This window comes from Clostridium sp. 001, from assembly GCF_019056555.1.
In the GTDB taxonomy this organism is placed as follows: Bacteria; Bacillota; Clostridia; order Clostridiales; family Clostridiaceae; genus Clostridium_B; species Clostridium_B ragsdalei.
Window position 1 is genome coordinate 1,638,784 of sequence record NZ_CP020473.1, and the last position, 17,576, is coordinate 1,656,359.

19 protein-coding genes are annotated in these 17,576 nt (G+C 30.8%); 9 read left to right on the forward strand and 10 right to left on the reverse strand.

Features of this window, described 5'->3' with window-relative positions; translation table 11 throughout:
- The first annotated feature begins 236 nt into the window (after positions 1–236).
- From B5S50_RS07415 to B5S50_RS07430, 4 genes are read left to right on the forward strand one after another with little or no spacing between them, the layout of a single operon-like run.
- A complete protein-coding gene (locus B5S50_RS07415) occupies positions 237–1,814 on the forward strand; it encodes a spore germination protein (protein ID WP_065077038.1) in 1,578 nt (525 codons plus the stop codon).
- A 6-nt stretch (positions 1,815–1,820) separates the two neighbouring features.
- On the forward strand, positions 1,821–3,011 hold the full coding sequence (locus B5S50_RS07420) for a Ger(x)C family spore germination protein (protein WP_065077039.1): 1,191 nt from the start codon (positions 1,821–1,823) through the stop codon (positions 3,009–3,011).
- Positions 3,008–3,226: a hypothetical protein gene (locus B5S50_RS07425; protein WP_217303478.1), complete on the forward strand. Its 219-nt coding sequence runs from the start codon at positions 3,008–3,010 to the stop codon at positions 3,224–3,226. Before B5S50_RS07420 ends, B5S50_RS07425 begins: the two co-directional genes overlap by 4 nt.
- A 23-nt stretch (positions 3,227–3,249) precedes the next feature.
- Positions 3,250–4,338, forward strand: coding sequence for an endospore germination permease (locus B5S50_RS07430; RefSeq protein ID WP_217303479.1), 1,089 nt, complete (start codon positions 3,250–3,252; stop codon positions 4,336–4,338).
- On the opposite strand, the gene B5S50_RS07435 is transcribed toward B5S50_RS07430, so the two are convergent.
- From B5S50_RS07435 to B5S50_RS07450, 4 genes are all read right to left on the reverse strand, one after another.
- Positions 4,335–4,493, reverse strand: a complete 159-nt coding sequence (locus tag B5S50_RS07435; RefSeq protein WP_154104925.1) for a hypothetical protein — start codon at positions 4,491–4,493, stop codon at positions 4,335–4,337. The genes B5S50_RS07430 and B5S50_RS07435 overlap by 4 nt on opposite strands.
- 186 nt (positions 4,494–4,679) lie before the next feature.
- Positions 4,680–5,435: an aminotransferase class IV gene (locus B5S50_RS07440; protein ID WP_065077042.1), complete on the reverse strand. Its 756-nt coding sequence runs from the start codon at positions 5,433–5,435 to the stop codon at positions 4,680–4,682.
- 17 nt (positions 5,436–5,452) lie between these two features.
- Complete coding sequence (pabB, locus tag B5S50_RS07445; protein WP_217303480.1) at positions 5,453–6,802, reverse strand: aminodeoxychorismate synthase component I; 1,350 nt, start codon at positions 6,800–6,802, stop codon at positions 5,453–5,455.
- On the reverse strand, positions 6,786–7,391 hold the full coding sequence (locus B5S50_RS07450; protein ID WP_065077044.1) for an aminodeoxychorismate/anthranilate synthase component II: 606 nt from the start codon (positions 7,389–7,391) through the stop codon (positions 6,786–6,788). Before B5S50_RS07450 ends, pabB begins: the two co-directional genes overlap by 17 nt.
- 773 nt (positions 7,392–8,164) lie before the next feature.
- Here B5S50_RS07450 and B5S50_RS07455 point away from each other — a divergent pair.
- On the forward strand, positions 8,165–8,332 hold the full coding sequence (locus B5S50_RS07455) for a hypothetical protein (protein ID WP_154104926.1): 168 nt from the start codon (positions 8,165–8,167) through the stop codon (positions 8,330–8,332).
- A gap of 251 nt (positions 8,333–8,583) precedes the next feature.
- Here the strand turns inward: B5S50_RS07455 and B5S50_RS07460 are convergent, their stop codons facing one another.
- Positions 8,584–9,771, reverse strand: a complete 1,188-nt coding sequence (locus tag B5S50_RS07460; protein ID WP_065077045.1) for a GGDEF domain-containing protein — start codon at positions 9,769–9,771, stop codon at positions 8,584–8,586.
- A gap of 223 nt (positions 9,772–9,994) precedes the next feature.
- On the opposite strand from B5S50_RS07460, the gene B5S50_RS07465 reads away from it, so the two are divergent.
- Positions 9,995–10,720, forward strand: a complete 726-nt coding sequence (locus tag B5S50_RS07465; protein ID WP_217303481.1) for a hypothetical protein — start codon at positions 9,995–9,997, stop codon at positions 10,718–10,720.
- Positions 10,721–10,813: 93 nt separating this feature from the next.
- Here B5S50_RS07465 and B5S50_RS07470 read toward each other — a convergent pair whose 3' ends face one another.
- Positions 10,814–10,978 (reverse strand): YvrJ family protein, encoded by a 165-nt coding sequence (locus B5S50_RS07470; protein WP_065077047.1) that lies wholly within the window; start codon positions 10,976–10,978, stop codon positions 10,814–10,816.
- A gap of 176 nt (positions 10,979–11,154) precedes the next feature.
- Between B5S50_RS07470 and B5S50_RS07475 the strand changes: the two genes are divergently transcribed.
- Positions 11,155–11,427, forward strand: coding sequence for a DUF362 domain-containing protein (locus B5S50_RS07475; protein ID WP_065077048.1), 273 nt, complete (start codon positions 11,155–11,157; stop codon positions 11,425–11,427).
- A gap of 15 nt (positions 11,428–11,442) precedes the next feature.
- Positions 11,443–13,209 carry a carbon starvation protein A gene (locus B5S50_RS07480; protein WP_065077049.1) on the forward strand — a complete coding sequence of 589 codons (1,767 nt, stop codon included), beginning with the start codon at positions 11,443–11,445 and terminating at the stop codon, positions 13,207–13,209.
- 278 nt (positions 13,210–13,487) lie between these two features.
- Here the strand turns inward: B5S50_RS07480 and B5S50_RS07485 are convergent, their stop codons facing one another.
- Positions 13,488–14,135 (reverse strand): DUF3786 domain-containing protein, encoded by a 648-nt coding sequence (locus B5S50_RS07485; protein WP_217303482.1) that lies wholly within the window; start codon positions 14,133–14,135, stop codon positions 13,488–13,490.
- A 443-nt stretch (positions 14,136–14,578) separates the two neighbouring features.
- On the opposite strand from B5S50_RS07485, the gene B5S50_RS07490 reads away from it, so the two are divergent.
- Positions 14,579–14,989, forward strand: coding sequence for a bacteriohemerythrin (locus B5S50_RS07490; protein ID WP_065077051.1), 411 nt, complete (start codon positions 14,579–14,581; stop codon positions 14,987–14,989).
- Between the two features lie 69 nt (positions 14,990–15,058).
- On the opposite strand, the gene B5S50_RS07495 is transcribed toward B5S50_RS07490, so the two are convergent.
- From B5S50_RS07495 to B5S50_RS07505, 3 genes are read right to left on the reverse strand one after another with little or no spacing between them, the layout of a single operon-like run.
- Positions 15,059–16,183, reverse strand: coding sequence for a uroporphyrinogen decarboxylase family protein (locus tag B5S50_RS07495; protein WP_065077052.1), 1,125 nt, complete (start codon positions 16,181–16,183; stop codon positions 15,059–15,061).
- Between the two features lie 41 nt (positions 16,184–16,224).
- Positions 16,225–17,406 carry an MFS transporter gene (locus B5S50_RS07500; RefSeq protein ID WP_254306732.1) on the reverse strand — a complete coding sequence of 394 codons (1,182 nt, stop codon included), beginning with the start codon at positions 17,404–17,406 and terminating at the stop codon, positions 16,225–16,227.
- A gap of 31 nt (positions 17,407–17,437) precedes the next feature.
- Positions 17,438–17,569, reverse strand: coding sequence for a uroporphyrinogen decarboxylase family protein (locus B5S50_RS07505; protein WP_217303483.1), 132 nt, complete (start codon positions 17,567–17,569; stop codon positions 17,438–17,440).
- Positions 17,570–17,576 lie beyond the last annotated feature (7 nt).

Consider the following 17,576-nt stretch of genomic DNA (forward strand, 5'->3'; position numbering starts at 1 on the left):
GTGTATAATTATAATATATTAATATTTTTTTGTAAAAGTACAAAAATGAAAATTGAATATTTTTACCTGTAATGCAGAGAATAAGCATAAACAGAGTTCTTGGCATGAGATGCTTAGAAATCGTTATCCAGGGACGTAGCTACTCTTTACTCGCACTTGGATAAGTGGGAGTATTAGAGCAGGCAGTCATCGGATAAATTATAAAATAATTTTTTCTAGGAGAGTGATCTTTAATTGTGAAGAAGTTTTTTAATTCTAAAAACACTTCAGATCCTATTTATGTGCAAAAGTTATCTGATGATAGATATAATTTGCCCTTAAATAAATCTCTTTCAAATAATTTAAACGTATTGCACGAATTATTTTCAAATTGTGCTGATGTTGTTTACCATAAATTTGTTATACATTCAATGAAATGTTCCTGCGTACTTATTTTTTTTAATGGACTTTCAGATATAAGGTCAATTAATGAAAGCATATTACCTTCTATCATGAATATTAAAGAAGTTACTGAAAATGATTTAAAATGTGATCATACTGTAGAAATAATTAAAAAATATTTTCTTCAAATTACAAAAATAGGTGAAGTATCAACTATTGGGCAAATTACAAATGCTCTCCTAAATGGAAATACTATACTTCTATTAGACGGTGATGATATGGCTTTAGAAGTGGTAACTCCTGGATGGAAAGAAAAAGACGTATCGGAAACTGATGTTGAAAAGATCATAAGAGGGCCAAATGAAGGATTTACACAAAATATTTCCATCAATATCTCACAACTCAGGAGAAAAATTAAATCTCCAGAGTTAAAAGTTGAAGATTTTATAATTGGAAAACAAACACAGACAAAAATAAGCATTTCCTATTTACAAGGAATAGTAGATAACCATATTGTTGAAGAATTAAAAGAAAGGATTGGAAAAATAAACATAGATTCCATTTTAGAAAGCGGCTATATAGAAGAACTGATAGAAGATACTCACTATACATTGTTTCCCCAAATTCAGCACAGCGAAAGGCCAGATAGAGTTGCCGCTGGAATTTTAGAAGGTAGAGTAGCTGTCTTAGTAGATGGCACTCCTTGTGTTTTAATACTTCCTGCTACCTTAATTCAATTTTTGCAAACTAGTGAGGATTATTATGAAAGATATACTACTACCATATTTGTACATTTCATAAGGTTAATTTTCTTTGTGCTTTCGCTGCTGCTTCCTGGATGTTTTGTTGCAATTATTTTATATCATAAAGAAATGATTCCTACACCTTTACTTATTAGCATTATGGGAGCTGCCCATGGAGTTCCTTTTCCTATTTTTATTGAAGCACTGTTAATGGAAACAGCTTTTGAAGCACTTAGAGAAGCAGGCATCCGTCTTCCTTCACCAGCTAACCAAACTGTAGGTATTGTTGGTGCCCTTGTCATAGGTGATGCAGCCGTTAGAGCTGGGGTTACTTCTCCTATTATGGTTATTGTTATAGCAATTACAGCTATAGCTTCTTTTAGCATTCCATCTTATGATATGGGCTACGCCATTCGTATTTTACGTTTTTCCATGCTGTGTTTAGGAGCATTTTTGGGGCTATATGGGATTTTATTAGGCATCATTATACTTTTAATCCATCTATCATCATTAAGTTCTTTTGGTGTAAATTATCTTTCTCCGCTAGCCCCCTTAAATTTAAAGGATTTGAAAGATACTTTAATAAGATTTCCCTGGCCTTATATGAAATGCAGACCTCACTTTGCCAATGCTAATAATCTACATCGGCAAAAATCATCATCAGAAAACAGCAAAGACGAGAAAGGATAACAAAATATGAAGTATAAATCAACATTATTTTATATTTTAATCTTTATATTTTCAATTTCACTTTACGGTTGTAGTAGTGATAAGAGCGAACTAAATGAAATTTATGTTGTGGGTGGCATGGGTATTGATAAAATATCCAGTAATAACACTTTTCTTGTAACATTAGAAATTATTAATCCCAGCCATTCAAAAAGTGATACTTCTATATCTAAAAGAGAAAATAAATCTATTATTCAAGTAAGCACTGGTCATTCTATTTTTAGTGCAATGCAAAACTTTTCAAAAAATAATCATCAATTACTGGACTTTTCACATGCCAAGGTAATCATTTTATCGAGAGAGTTATGTGAATCAGAATCAGGAGTTTCTGAAGCAATGGATTATTTAAATAGAAATCGTCAAATTCGAAGTACTAGTTGGGTATTTGTTTCAAATAAATCAGCTGGAGAAATTTTACAAAGTGGAATACTTGGTGACTCTGCAACTTCAAGTGCTATAAATACCATGATGAGCTTATTTAAAAAAAATGGACCTATTGTACCTGTAAATATAAATAATTTTATTATAGAGTCAAAAAATGAATCAAAATCGGCCTTTGCCCCTGTAATCGATATAGAAAAATCAAAAGATAGTACTGCTGCCAAAATTGTAGTTGAAAAAATGGCCATTTTTAAAAATAATCATTTAATAGGAATACTTACAAGTGAAGAATCTAAAAGCCTTTTGTGGGTGGTTGATTATGCAAAGGGTCATGAAGTTATCTTTCCTATTAAATCAGGCATAAGTGGTAACGTAACTATAGATGTATTTAAAAAATCTGCCGTGATAATTCCTCATATTACGGAAAATGGCATTAACATGGAAATTGAATGCAGAGGAAATGCTTTTATTGAGCAAGCAGAAAATATTAGTATAAGCCCTACAGCTATAAATAATCTTGAATATGATATTGAATCCACACTAAAAAGTCACTTAAATAAATTAATATATAAATCCCAAAAAGATTTAAATACAGACTTCATTGGTTTTTCAACCAAAATATACAACAACAATCCAAAAGAATGGATTAGTATAAAAAAAAATTGGTCTCAAATATTTCCAAATGTAAAATATGACATTACTTTTAAAATTAATTTAACTAATTTAGGAATAATTAAAGATCCTGTTATGACAAACAAGGAGGAAAATGCTAAATGACTGCAATTGTAATTATTTCATCGTTACTAATAGGAACACTTGAGGGAATAGCTCTAGTTAAAAAAAAAATGTGGAAAGAATTATCATGTGTTGTGATTTTATTAATTATAGCTTTATGTTTTCAAACTAGTAAAAATTTAGGTATGGCAACTCCCATAGATTTAATAGAAAAATTACTTGAATCTATTGGAAAAATATTTTTTAATAAGTTATAAGTTTCGGATTGAGGTGAATAAATATGCATAGAAAAGAAGTTATCACTACAAATCAATTTATATGGATGCTTTTTTGTATAATTACATCTTTTACCGGACTGCACGTAATTCGATTGCTAATTTTTCAAGCAAGAAGAGATGCCTGTTTATCTGTAATTTTAGCCTGGGTTTTAGATGTACTCCTTGCTGTTGTCTATGCTTATATGGGCATAAGATTTCCAGGTCAGAATATGGTGCAGTACAGCATGACTATTCTTGGAAAAAGGTTAGGCAAAATTATAGGCATATTATTTCCTGTTTTCTTCTTGCTCGTATCTTCTGCACTACAAAGAGGACTGAGTATAATACTTAATACTGCATTTTTTCCAAAAACTCCAGTAGAAATAATTCTTATTTCCTCTTATCTTGTGGTTGGATACGCTGTTTTAAAAGGAATAGAAGTAATAGGAAGAGTATGCGAAATTTTAGGTCCCTTTTATTTATTTAGTTGTATTGTACTATTTTTGTTTTTTACTCCTGATGTAAGAATAGATAGACTTAAGCCACAACTAGAAGCTGGCCTATACCCAGCTTTAACAGGTACTCCTCTTATTCTATCCTTTATAGGAATATGTATTATTATGGGCATGTATATTCCCATTTGCAATCATCCAGAAAACGGATTTATTGCAAAATTTACTGCTGTCAGTTTAGGTACTTTCGTCATTTTGTCACTTGTTATCAGTGCAATAGGAATTTTTAGTTATCCACAAGCTAGAAATATGATTAATGTCAGCCTTGAACTCACAAGATTTGTTCATTTAGGTGATTTTTTTGAACGTGTGGAAGCTATCTGGCTTATGATTATCATAGGTGCAGCAATTACAGCATCTGCAAGTATGATATGGGCTTTTAGCGTGGGTATATCTCAAATTGTAGGACTAAATGCATATAAGTCTCTGGTCCTTCCTTCCATACTACTTTCTTTTGTTATCGGTATAACTTCCTTCAAAAATAGCTTGGATCTAGTAACCTTTAGTTTGTACTCATATCCTCTTATGGCTACATTTGTTGAGACAGGATTAGAAATGTTTCTTTTCTTTGCAGCTTTAATCTTAAAGAAACGGGGCTAGCTTAAATCATCATCTTTATCTGCTATATTCTTTACTTTATTTTTGTATTTACTAAAGAGATACTTTTGGAAAAAATAAAAAATTAAAAAACAGGTTAAAACTAAAAATATTCCTATAATAATGGAAATAAAGTTATTGACACCTATTCTATCCATACTTATGCCTCCTCTCTTACAATATATTTCCCAATATTATAGATTTCATTAATTTTGTAGAGTTTCTAAACGAAAAATCAACTTATACAATATCATATAATGACAAATTTCAATTAGAAACCCTCATATATTGCAGCTAAAAATCAACTTATGTGCAGAAATATTTTTCATTTAGGAACTTTATATTTAATGTTTTTTTAATTGTTCTTGATAAACTTTTTCTATTTTCTTAATAATACTACATTCATTGAAGCTTCTATTATAAATACTAGAGACTTTCATTATCCCCATAATGCTGTTAGTTAAAAAAACACTATCTGCTGACATTAAATCCTCCTTACTGAATTCACCTTCAGTAACGTCGAAGTTATTTATTATAAACTTTCTTACTGTACCCTCAAGTAATCCACACTTTTTAGATGGAGTATATATTTTTTCATTCTTTGTAAAAAACACATTAGATACACTGCCCTCTGATAGTTTATCTTCCGTATTAAAAAACAGCACCTCATTGTATCCATCATCAATACATTTTTCATGTTCTAATATATTTTCTAAATAATTTAAAGATTTTAAGTATGTAAGCTGAGAAAATTCATTTCTCCTAACAGAACTTATTTTAACTTTAAAACCTCTTTTATACTGTTCCTCAGTATAATTGTTCTTTCTAGTATTGAACAACGTATTTTCCTCTGTAACTACTAACTTCAGCACACAATTATTACACTGAAGCTTGTTAACAGCATCCATAACTTCGTCTTCAGTAATTTCTTTATCTATTCCTATAATAGAAAGACCTTTATTTATCCTATATAAATGATTTTCAAGAAAAAGTGGATCATTGTTTACAAGCATAGTTTCAAAAAGTCCTCTTCCAAAGTAAAAGCCGGTATCTAAAAAAACTTTATCATCTTCTACCATCTTACCATTTAAGAGCATCATAACTGCTATTCACCCCTTTATAATACTTTCATTAAAGCTCTAGCCTTATCAAGTGTTTCATCATATTCTGCTTCATCATCAGATTCCCAGGTAATTCCTCCACCAACACCTAAATAAGCTTTTCCATTTTTTATAAGTATAGTTCTAATAGCTATATTTAAATCCACATTACCATCAAAACCTAAATATCCTATGCACCCTGTATAAATATTTCTTCTAGTAGGTTCTAATTTTTCAATTACCTCCATAGACCTGACTTTAGGTGCACCAGTTATGGAACCACCTGGGAAACATGCTTTTATACAATCTATTGCTGTATACTTATCTTTTAATTTTCCTACAACAGTTGATACCAAGTGAAATACTGTACTATATTCCTCTAATTTGAAAAGTTCTGTTACCTTTACAGAATATGGCTTGCATACCTTGCTTAAATCATTTCTCTCTAAGTCTACAATCATTAATAACTCAGACCTATCTTTTTCACTATCTATAAGTTCTTGTCTGTTTTTTAAATCTTCTTCTTTATTTTTACCTCTAGGTCTTGTCCCTTTAATAGGTCTTGTTTGAACAAGGTTATTTCTTACTTCTAAAAATCTCTCCGGTGAAGAAGATACTATACTAAAATCTTCAACATTCATTAATGCAGCAAATGGTGCTGGATTAATATGCCTTAAATCTTTATATACTTCATAAGTATCTTTTTTTGTTTCACAGCAGAATCTTTGGGTTAGATTTGTAATATAAATATCCCCATTTCTTATAAACTGTCTAACCTTTTCTACAGTTTCTACATATTCCTCCCTGCCAAAGTTTGATACAAATTTTGTATCACTATCATTTACTTTTCTATATTTAATTTTATGTCCTTTGGATATTTTATCTTTTATTTCATTAATGCTGTCTTTTTCTGACTTTAATATACCTAAAGATGTAATATAAGTCTTCTTTTTTAAGTTATCTACTATTACTGCATTATCATAGAAATAAAAATAGCAGTCAGGTATTTTTATTTCTTCTATAGTCATAACAGGAAGCTCTTCTATAGTTCTCCCTATATCATAAGATAAATATCCCATAGCCCCAGCTATATATGGAAGCTCTGTATTATTTTCAATTTTGTACTTTGCAATAAGTTTTTTAAGTTGGTCAAAAGGGTCGCCATTAAATTCTTTTTTATTTATAGTACAAATATTATTTTCATATTTAAAAGTAGTAAAAGAGTTTAATCCTATAAAAGAGTATCTGCCTAAATCTTCGGCTCCCATGCCGCTGTCTAAAATGGTAACTGTTCTGTCTTCTTTAAACAGCGAGTAAATATCAAAAGCATCTAATTCTGTTTTTATTTCTTCAATGAAGAACTTCATATAATTCCCCCTTACTAAACATTCTTGCTTCTTCTATAAAATTATTAAGCATTTCATGTCCACATTCTGTGAGCTCTGCTTCGGGATGAAATTGTACTCCTTCAACAAGATACTTTTCATGCCTAATCCCCATTATAACTCCATCTGAAGTTTCACAGGTTATATTAAGACACTTAGGAAGTGTTTCCTTTTCTATTACTAACGAATGATATCTTGTAACCTCTACAGGATTTTTGATTTCTTTAAATACTCCTATATTTTTATGATGGACTTTGAATGTTTTACCATGTACAGGCTCCTTACCCTTTATTATATTAGCACCAAAGGCATACCCGATACATTGATGTCCAAGGCATATACCTAAAATAGGAATTTTACCACTAAATTTTTTAATTATATCCACACAAATGCCCGATTGCTCAGGTGACTTAGGTCCTGGAGAAATTATAATCCCTTCTGGATGCATTTTTTCCACATCTTTCAATGTTAATTTATCATTTCTACAAATCTTAACCTCTTCATTTAGTTCTTCTAAATATCTTACCAAGTTGTATACAAATGAATCATAATTATCAATCATAAGAAACATGAATTTTCACTCCTCGGCATTAATTTATATTGGTTTTTAACGTTATTCATTTACATTTCAGTACAATTATTTTTACAATTTTCACCACTTTTATCATAATTCTTTTGGTTAGTTTAATAGATAATCAACGGTTCTAATCAATTACCTCCCTTATCAAGTGATTCTTAGGTTCAGGTGGAGTTTGCTTATAAGGAATACCTTTTCTCCATCTGAACCTTAGAAGAACTTATCCAGGCGCGTAGCAATGCTTATCCCCCACTTTGAAGAAGCTGGGGGTGTTAATGGTAGCGATCGGATAAAATATTTTTATTATATTTAAAAATAAAAAAAGCACATAGCGCATTTAATTTATCCAATGTTATCATCCGCAAACAACTCGCCTGCTTTACAAAAGCTGCAAGTTTTATGCTGTGTATAAAGAACTCTTTGGCTTTAATCCATTAGAGTTCTTATGTACATAGGTTTGCTAAACCCTGGATAAGTTTTATACACTATATGCCTTTATTTTTAAATTCTATTATTAATAAAAGATACTAATTAAAATCTTAAATTTCTATAAGTAAGTATATCACATTTCAATAAATCATATCAATAATGACAAATTTCAATTAGATTACTGCTGCCAATATTAGTTATTACAAGTTAGGAACATCACTTAATAAGTTTCTCTAAGTATACTAATTCGATAAGTAATTAATTTTATTTTATACATAACTTTTTCTGAATATAAGGTTGTATAATTGGTTATCACTATATAATGGAGGTGATTATATATGACAAACATAAAAAATAATAAAACCCCTCATATTAAGTTTAAACATTCTAATGATAAATTTAATATGGAAGCCGCAAGAGAATTAGGAATTGATTTTCCTAATTTTAATCAAACAACCTCAAAAATTATATATGCTTATGAGCTTGGATTAAACGATAGGCTCTAATCTTATCTGCACTGATATTTACAGTATAATAATTTGAATTTCGTACATTCTATTATTATAAGGATATCAATGTATTAAAGCTACTAAATGTTTAAGTTTTAGATAAACCAGAATATTCTTTCTTCAATACATTGATAATTACCTTTATGCTGGGGATGATGAATCCCCAGTATTTACGTTATTTATAGTTAGTTTTGTATAGTAATATTACTTTCTTTCATCCAAAACTTCTTTTGATACACTTAATCTGCCTATGCACTGACAACCTTGTTACGACATTTTTTGGCTTCATATAAAGCTTCATCTGCAGTCTTAATAAATTGTTCAATAGATAACATATCAGACGGAATAACAGTATAAACTCCTAAACTAATGGTAATATAATTGGAAATAGAAGAGTACATATGTGGAATAGCTAACTGTTCAACCTTTTTTCTCAATTGTTCTGCAAATTCCAACACACTTTCCTTTTCCATGTAGGTAAGTACAACAGCAAATTCCTCTCCCCCATATCTTGCAACAGTATCTGAAGAACGCCTTGCAGAAGATGAAAGTACCTTCGAAACTTGCCTTAAACAATCATCTCCAGCTTGATGACCATAATTATCATTAAATGCCTTAAAAAAATCAATATCTATCATAATTAATGACAGTGGTATAAAATAGCGTCTGCACCTATCCCATTCTGCTTCTATTGTTTTATCAAATACAAAACGGTTGAAGATACCTGTTAAACTATCAATTTGAGAAAGTTTTTCTAATTTTTGATTTACCCGTTCTAATTCATCGCTTTTTTTCTGTATTATTTTTTTATTGTTAAAATCATCTACTTGATTTTTATATCTTATACATGATATCATCCAGGATATTATTAAAAAAATAGTACTATTAGTACAATTTGCATACAATATATCGCTGGATTTCTGAAAATATGGCAGAAGAAAAAGAAATGGTAAATGAACAATTAAATACATAATCAATAATGTAATTGGTTTAAAAATCGGAGTTACAGCAACTGCTATAATTGATATGGCATATACAATAATCTGCCCAGAATATAATTGATCCAACAAAGATACACCTGCACACCAACACAATATCATGATTGTAAAAGATACTCCAACAACATTAATACTTGTCTCATGTTTAGAAATGTTATTTTCTAATTTAGCAAATATAAATAAATATACCATCATTATCAAAATTAGTAATATATCCATAGTTGAATAATATATGTCGGTTTTCTTTGGAAAAATATTTTCCCCTATAGTAAACAAAATTACAAGCTCTGCAGCTTCTATAACAATGAAAGTTACTGCTGTAATTTTTCCCCTAGTTAAATTAATTCCATTAATATTTACAACAAATTCTTCTTTATACTTGTCCAATACTGATGCCAATATAAAACTTCTTATCAATCTAAATATTTTAAGAAACATCTTTTTCACCTTTATTTAAAAGATTTTTATCTCATAAACTACTTTTATCAATTAGGATATAAATAAATTATATCACCATTTATAAGAATTTTCTCCTACTATTTATTCTTCTTTTATCCATACTTATCAATGTTAACATCCTATTCACTTATTTGTAATAAAGCTGTCACAGAGCAGTGAGATTATGTGATAAATCAAAGAAATATTTAGGAGGTAATTAAAAATGTTAAAAAGAAACGTTAAAATAATATCTGCTTTAGCCCTTATGGTATCAATTGGTACAGGATTTACTACAGTTAATGCAGCTTCACTTTCTAACAAGACACCAAAATCAGTATATTGTTCTAGTAAAAATTTCAAAACAAAAAATAATGAAAATTTCTTAAAAACTAAACTTGATCCTCTAGTAACAGCAGGTACCATCACTAAGGATCAAGAAACTGCCGCATTAAATCTTCTAACTCCTTCTAAAACTAATAAAAAATCAAATACTCAAGTTAAAAAGGAAAAGTCTAAAGATTCATTGAAGACTACTCTTGATTCCTTGGTAACTTCAGGTACCATCACTCAAGATCAGGAAACTGCTATATTAAATAGCAGTAGTCAAGAAAAATCTCAAAAAAAAGCTGAAATGGATAAAGTCAAAAATATGACTCAAACTGAACGTAAAGCTTATTTTCAAAGTAAAAAAACTGCAAGAAAAACTAACTTCTTAGACTCTCTAGTAACTTCAGGCACTATTACCAAAGACCAAGAAACTGCTATAAAAAATCTACTTACTTCTAATAAAAGTGAAAACATTCAAGCTAAGAAAGAAAAATTTACGAATTTGTTAAAAACTAAGCTAGATACTCTTGTAACTGCTGGTACCCTTACTCAGAATCAAGAAACTGCTATGATAAATGCTTTAACCTCTTCTACTAGTAAAAGCACAAAAAATTTAAAATAGTTTTTAATAAAAAATGTGGTCATTTTATATGGTCACATTTTTTATTTAATTTTTTATGCAATTCAGCTAAGGAAAAAGAAATAGGTTTTAGGCCTATTTCTTTTCCTGGTATTTTATAACGGCTGATATAGCTGCCTTTAGATTTTCAACAGATTTGACTAAAAGGTCAATCTTATTTTCAAATCTCATAAGCAGATATATGCTAACTGCTATGGGAAACCCAACGGTACTGATTAAACTAACCAGCTGGTCATACATAAATATCACCTTCCCTTTTGCCATTACAAATAATATATATGCTATTTTAAATATTTTTTCAACTTATTCAATGGTTCTTTTTTAATCAAATACTTGTGTATTTTTTATAAAATATGCGGAATAAATAAAGTATAGTGCATTGTAATAACTTAAAAACTATGAGGGAGGTGATAATAATGAATGCTACTATGCGCTATTTTATAACCTTAAAATGTATTAAGTGCCACAAATGTGCAAATGAATGTCCTGTAGATGCAATATACGAAGGAAATGATAAATTTGAAATTAATGACACCAAATGCATAACCTGTGATAAATGCAGAGAAATATGTCCTGTAGATGCAATACATTATGAAGATGACGAATTTAGAAGTATAAATAGGGAAATGGATTCCTATTTTGGTGGGGGAGCATGGCCATCACCAGGAAGGTATAACAATTTAGAATAATGGAGGTCTCAAAATATGAACGCAATAACTTTAGTTATTATCGCTGCATTAGTTTTAATCATTGCATATCGTTATTATGGATATTTCATAGCTACTAAAGTCTTAATGATAGACCCAGACAGGGAAACTCCTGCTAATAAATTTAATGACGGAAGAGACTATGTGCCAACTAACAAATGGGTAGTTTTTGGACACCACTTTGCTGCCATAGCTGGTGCAGGCCCACTTATAGGTCCAGTTCTTGCTGCACAATTTGGATACATGCCAGGCTACTTGTGGCTGCTTATAGGAGCAGTGCTAGGTGGTGGAGTACATGATATGGTAATTTTATTTGCTTCAGTTAGACATGATGGCAAATCTTTAGCAGAAATCGCGAAGGAAGAAGTTGGTAGGATTACAGGGACAGCCAGCAGTATAGCAGTCCTTTTAATAGTAATTTTGTCTATGGCAGGACTTGCCATCGTCATAGTAAATGCTCTTTACTCTAATCCTTGGGGTACCTTTACAGTAACAGTTACTATACCAATAGCTATGTTTATAGGAATATATATGAGATATATTCGACCTGGAAAGATAGGAGAAGCCTCAGCTATAGGCGTTATATTAGTACTTTTAGGAGTAGTACTAGGACCTGCAGTCAAGGCATCTAGTTTAGCAAGCTATTTTACTCTTAACGAAACCCAATTAAAACTTGTCCTTCCAGCTTACGGCTTTCTTGCTGCTACTTTACCTGTATGGTTTTTACTAGCTCCAAGGGACTATTTAAGTTCTTATATGAAAATAGGCACTATACTTGTCCTAGCTTTAGGCATAGTATTTGTTAGACCTACAATTGCAATGCCTGCAGTAACTAAATTTGCAGCTGGTGGAGGCCCTATAATACCAGGACCGCTGTGGCCTTTCTTGATGATAACTATAGCTTGTGGAGCAATATCAGGTTTCCACGCCTTAATATCCTCAGGAACTACGCCAAAGCTTATAGATAATGAAAAAAGTATTCCTATGATAGGATATGGTGCTATGCTAGCAGAATGTTTTGTAGGAGTAATGGCACTAATTGCAGCTACAGTTCTTCAACCTGGAGACTATTTTGCCATAAATACTAGTGCAGCAGCCTTTAGCAAACTACAGGCTGCAGGTTATAAAATTGTTAACTTGCCTCAACTTTCACAGCTTGTTGGAGAGAATATAGCACATAGACCCGGCGGTGCAGTATCTTTAGCAGTAGGAATGGCTTATATATTTTCCAGAATACCCTTTTTAAAATACTTAATGTCCTATTGGTATCAATTTGCAATAATGTTTGAGGCTCTATTTATATTGACAACTATAGATGCAGGTACTAGAGTTGGAAGGTTTATAGTTCAAGATATAGCAGGAAAAGTTTATAAACCTTTGAAAAGGACCGATTGGTGGCCAGGAATTATAATAACTAGTGGTTTGGTATCTTTTGCTTGGGGATATTTATTGTTTGGAGGAAGCATATCAACTATCTGGCCTATATTTGGTGTGGCTAACCAGCTTCTAGCAACTTTAGCCTTAACTATAGGAACTACTATAATATTAAAGCATAGTAAAAAAAGAAGTTATGCCCTCATAACCTTAATTCCAATGTTAGCTTTACTTGTTACTACTGTAGGTGCTGGTACATGGTCCATATTCAAAACCTATATTCCTAAAAATATGATATTAAATTCTTTTCTTATGACAATAATGATTGCTATAGTAATAATAGTAGTGGTAGATTCCGCATCTAAATGGAGCAAAATTATTAAGGATTAAAAATAACTGTAAATCAACTTTCTAAATTGGAAATTACATTATACAATATTATATAATGACAAATTTCATCATCATAAAAGCTTTTAATAAATCTAAAGCTTGGCATTTTGAAAACCTAAAGAAACTTAGATAAACTCGTACCTCAGACATATCTAAGTTTCTAAGATTTTCTAAAATACCAAGCTAAGACTTATTTATAAAAGTTTTTAAGTATGATTTCAATTTTGTCATTATATTTCACGTATAAGTTGATTTTTCGTTTAGGAACTCTATAACTGTTAATTGTGAATTAGTTTGGCAGCTCTAATTATTTCATCAGCTGCTTCGGAGCATAAACCAGCTAAATCTTCTACATGCAGCTCATTAACTGCAGAACAATCATAAAGGATAGCAGCATCTGCTGGAAATTCCTCATCTGCTGTCCATAACCCAAATATCATAGGCACATTAGGTAATACATCAATCTTTATTCCCACATCTCCAACATCAACTTTTTTTCCACCTAACTTAATACCTGCTTTCAAGAAAAGATCTCCCTTATGCCCGAAAAACTCAACTAATTTATCTATACCGCGATCTGCAAATCCCTGATAAGCATGACCAACTCCTTTTAATTCTCTAAGAGGCACCCACTTATTTGTTAGACTGCTATTAGCAGACCTGTATAGATAACTAAGCATAAGCATTTTAAGCATAAGCATTGTATTTATATCTACAGATGGATCTTTATCTCTATTATTCTTTAATACAATATTTCCATCTGGATAAGAAATTAAGTATTCTTTGTTAAAACAGGTTAATGTAAATTGTTTCTTTTCAAGATCATAATAAGCCCTGCTTTTTTTAGCGACTTCTTCTGGATCATATTTAACAAATTCCTTACACATATTTTCATAACAAATCTCATAATTATTTTCCTTGTTCATACTTTCACCCCTTAAATACATAATAACATATGTTACTAATAGTTTTTGCTTAGCTTATACTAATAATGCAAAAGTATTTTTTAGGTTTACTTAAATACTCAACTTTGACACATATAAAATTTTTTAAAGAACAAAGTTCAAATATCAAATAAGGATGATTTTTAGCTGCCGCAAAAAATCTTTAAATTTATATAAATCAGCAATGTTTCGCTTTATCGAAACGAGTGATGAAAAACTTAATCAAAGATTTTTTGTAGTGTAACGGAAAAAATCCACATTAACTATTAATTCTTCATTATTAACTATTAATTAAAAAAGCTTTGCTTCGCAAAGTTTTTAAACTGGGAAAGTTAAGTAAAACAATAAACACACTTGCATTTAGTGAAAGTATATGATAATATTTATTTATTAATAGTTTATATTAATAAAAAGGAGATGGCAAAATGGCATTTAAATGGAAAGAAGAATTTAATTTAAATATCGATGAAATAGATAAACAACATAAAAAACTAATGGAAATAGGGAAAAAAGCCTATGATATTGCAGTACTAGATGATGGATATGATAGATATGATGAAATAATGACAATACTTGATGAGCTTTTAGAATATACAAAATATCATTTTGAGTATGAAGAAAATATGCTAAAAAAATATAATTATGATCATATTCATGATCAAGAAGAAGAACATGGATTTTACGTATATAAAATAAATGAAGTTGCTTCTAGAGAGGATATAGATGATAATCAAAGAAAAGTAATATTAGAAATTATAGATTTTTTATCTGAATGGATTAGTAACCATATTATGATAGCAGACAGAAAATATGCAGTATTTTTAAAAACTGTTTAATAAAAGAACGAGAGTAAACTAAAATAGTTTTTACTCTCGTTGTAAGTTTCAAAAATAATTTGGTTGTTTCTACTTACCAGTAGCAGCTGAAACCATAGCTTTTACATTTTCAACCTTAGCATTAAATGGTATTGTACATCCTGAAGAAAGAATTAATCCGGTACCATCAAAATCTTTAATAAGTTTAGTACAATAATTATATACCTCATCCGGCGTAGCAAGAACAAGCATTTGTGCAGGCACATCTCCCTTAAAACACATACGACCCCCAAGTAACTTTAAAAATTTTTCCTTATCAGTTATACCATCCGATTCGAAGATACATGACCCCTTTGGAAATGCAGTAAAATACTCCAAGTCTCTAGTCCAGTTTGAATCTACATGGAACATAACTTTGAATCCTGCCTCAATGGCAACATCAGTTGCCTCCTTCATATATTTCCATATGAACCTCTCCCAAAGTTTAGGCGTAAAGAACTCACTAGCACCACGACAGGAACCCCCTAACATTATTGGAGGTTGCTTTTTATTCTTTTTTACTTCCTCAAGCTGCTGTTTCAACTGAGCAATTTCTTCTTCCTGTATAACATTTAATACAGCTTCTACCTTATCCGGCATCTTGTATAAATCTCTTATAAATTTAGACAGTGAACGTCCAAAGCTTATATGTTCCGTGACATTTCCCATAAATGCAGATGTAGGAGCAATATACCCTGCATTTTCAAATTTTTTGGCTGCTTTTGGAGCAAAATCTAAAGTTGCTTTAAGTCCATTAAAATCTAATTTTAGTCTATTTTCTAAAAAATCCTGTAAAAAGTTGTTCCATCCTTTGCTAAGTATGGTATCATAATCTTCAATATTCAAATTTTCTGCTTCGACTACTTGCCAAAGTTGATTGTCAGGAAGCTCTTTTCCAGGAAGTTTAACATGTGAAAGTAATCCAAAGGAAAACATAAGTGGATTTGCATAATTACTGGCACAACCATCTACATCTCCTAGCTGTGATACAGAATTAAAAATTGTATCACAAGATAATTGAAGGTTTGAAACAAAGTCTGAAAGTTTCACACCCATATGTTTTGCACAAAAGGAATCCCCATTAATCATCACCGGAGTCCTATCAGTTTTCATAAGTGCTACAGTTTTCATATAACGATCTAAATGTTCATCGTACAAGCTTTGACCTGTTTTCATTTTATACACCTCTTAAATTATACTAATAACTTTAACTTCTGTTATTCAACACTTATTGACTCTGGCTTTGATGTCTTTAAATTAACCAATGATTGAACAATTGAGTAGATCACAAGACATATAGCTCCAAATACAAATGGAAATCTCATAGATGATATATTAAAAGTATTCTTAACAAAAGCAAAGAAGAAACTTGAAACAAAACCACCTATACTCATAAATGCAAGAGCTATAGAAATTGCAAAAGGCTGTGCTGACTGAGGCACCGGCATACCAACATACATAATTACAGCTGGTACTACAAGTCCAAATCCCATTCCAACAATAGTTGCTGCAACAGTAAACATAAAAGCACTATTACCATAGATCAAAATCACAAATCCTATAGCATGGAGAACCGTTCCTACAACTATGGTGTACTTTGCAGCTATATGATATAATTTTCCAAAAATCGCACCAGTGAACATTCCACCTATGGAGAACATAGTAAGCGCCATCGCTGCACTAGCTGCAGTTCCTAATTTATTGTCAACTATTAAAGATGACATACCAGTTAACATTGGGTAATTTATTAAAGTATAAACTAGGAAAATTGTTGACCATACATATACCATACCAGGCATCTTTACTTTTTCATTCTTTGCCTTTTCTACCTTCGCAGGCTCAGGTAACATGAAAATAACTACGATAAGAGATATAACAGCCAAAAGATAAGTTAAAAAGGTAGTTCGCCAGCTAATAACACATAAAAATCCTCCAAGCATCTGGAACACAATACCACCTATATTCTGAATAACACTATTGTAACCCATGAGGTTTTCTACATCTTTTCCTTGGAAAAAGTTCATAATAAGTGCTGATGGCATTGGAGATATTAAACCTACGCCAGCTCCCATTATAGCTCTCATAATAAGAATTAGGACAAAGCTATTTGCAAAATAAGGAACAGCACCGCCAATGATAGTAAGAATTATTCCAATAATTGTAACACTTCTAAATGTCATAATATTACCAGCTAATTTTCCTCCTATCATTGAAAATGGAATCGTAGTTAAACATGGTAATGTAGCTATAAGTACCACTACACTAAAATCTATTTTTGGGAAAGCTTGACCTATACTTGCAAGTGCAGGAGAAGTTGCTCCTTGTGCCATAACCAGAAATGAAAAAGAAAATATTGCGAATATAGTTGCTGATTTACCTTTACTCATACCTTTACTCATAACTTTAAACTCCCTTCTTCTCTCTTTGATTTTAAAAAAACTTACATATAAATTTAAAATACATCTGCCCGGAAAGCATAATTGGAATTCTATCCGGTTTTTCCATGTTTAGTGCAGCTAACATTCTTTTATCACGTACTGCAGTCATCTCTTTTGGTGTCATATTATTT